This is a genomic window from Nocardioides sp. CPCC 206348 (genome assembly GCF_048654705.1).
Taxonomy (GTDB): domain Bacteria; phylum Actinomycetota; class Actinomycetes; order Propionibacteriales; family Nocardioidaceae; genus Nocardioides.
Genome location: NZ_JBMCZA010000229.1, coordinates 79,217 through 79,786, shown reverse-complemented (window position 1 = coordinate 79,786; position 570 = coordinate 79,217). Strand labels below are relative to the sequence as shown.

At 70.4% G+C, this 570-nt stretch carries 1 protein-coding gene; it reads left to right on the top strand.

All coding sequences use genetic code 11. The annotated features are described in order from the left end of the window. A partial coding sequence (locus ACOADB_RS26215) for a hypothetical protein (RefSeq protein WP_378605918.1) occupies positions 1–559 on the top strand: 559 nt, incomplete at its 5' end. Between the last annotated feature and the right edge of the window lie 11 nt (positions 560–570).

Genomic DNA, 570 nt, shown 5'->3' with positions numbered 1-570 from the left:
GAACGAGAGCCTGACGGGCACCGACGTCAGGAACGAGAGCCTGACCGGCGCCGACGCCCGCAACGAGACCCTGACCGGTGCCGACCTGCGCAACGGCACCGTCACGGCCGCTGACCTGGCCGACGAGGCGCGGATGTGGGGCGCGATCGAGAACGCGCCGGTCGCACCGGTAGCTGCCGGCACCTCGGTGGCCTCGAAGACCTTCACCACGCCCGCTGGTTACCTTCAGATCACCGGTGGTCTCGACGCCAACGACGACGAGGAGATCGTCGACCCTGCCCGGGGTGCGCTGGTCGTCTTCCTGGCCATCGACGGCAACCTGATCGACAACGCGCGCTTCCTCGAGTTCCAGTCCGAAGGCGGCGGCGACAACGCGTCCGTGTCGGCTGTGGTCCCGGTGACCGCGGGTCCGCACACGATCGACCTGGTGGCCTTCGAGGACGGCACCGGCAGCGTCGTCTACGCCCGTGACCTCTCCGCGGTCTACACGCCCGCGGGCAGCGCCAACGCCGTGATCCTGACCGGGCGCCAGCTCCCGCGACGGGTCGCCCAGCGCTGATGAGTCCGGTG